The organism is Bacillus sp. 05T21 (assembly GCF_056396785.1).
In genome coordinates, this window is the sequence record NZ_JBFTMD010000096.1 from 1 (window position 1) to 637 (window position 637).

The following is a 637-nucleotide window of genomic DNA, read 5'->3' on the forward strand; positions in this document are numbered from 1 at the left end:
GCTTACAAGTAATCAAGAAGGATGCAGAAAGTGGAAAAGTTCTAGCAGGTGCGGAATTTAAGTTAAAGAACGAAGCTGGTCAAGTAGTTGGAGAAGCGAAAACAACAAATAAAGATGGTGTTGTGAAATTCGAAAACGTAGTACCAGGAAAGTACACGTTAGAAGAAACGAAAGCGCCAGAAGGTTATAAAGCGCTAGAAGTAACAGTAGAAGTAAACGTTGTAGCGAATGAAGTAATAAAACAAGAAGTTACGAACGAAAAAATAGCAGGTCAATTCGAAATCGTGAAAGTAGATGCGAATGATAAAGCGAAAGTATTATCAGACGCAGAATTTGAAGTGTATAAAGAGGGTAAAAAAGTAGAGACATTACGAACAGATAAAACAGGTAAAGTAATATCTACGAAATTAGAACCAGGAAAATACACGTTAAAAGAAACGAAAGCACCACAAGGATATAAGTTACTAAAAGAAGAGATTGAAGTCGTTGTGGAAGCAAACAAAGTAGTACAAGTACAAGTGGAAAACGCAAAAGAACTAGGAAGCTTACAAGTAATCAAGAAGGATGCAGAAAGTGGAAAAGTTCTAGCAGGTGCGGAATTTAAGTTAAAGAACGAAGCTGGTCAAGTAGTTGGAGA

At 36.6% G+C, this 637-nt stretch carries 1 protein-coding gene; it reads left to right on the forward strand.

What is annotated here, in order from left to right; translation table 11 throughout:
• The coding region (locus AC1DKZ_RS32970; RefSeq protein WP_476997978.1) for an MSCRAMM family protein at positions 1 to 637 on the forward strand (637 nt) is incomplete at both ends.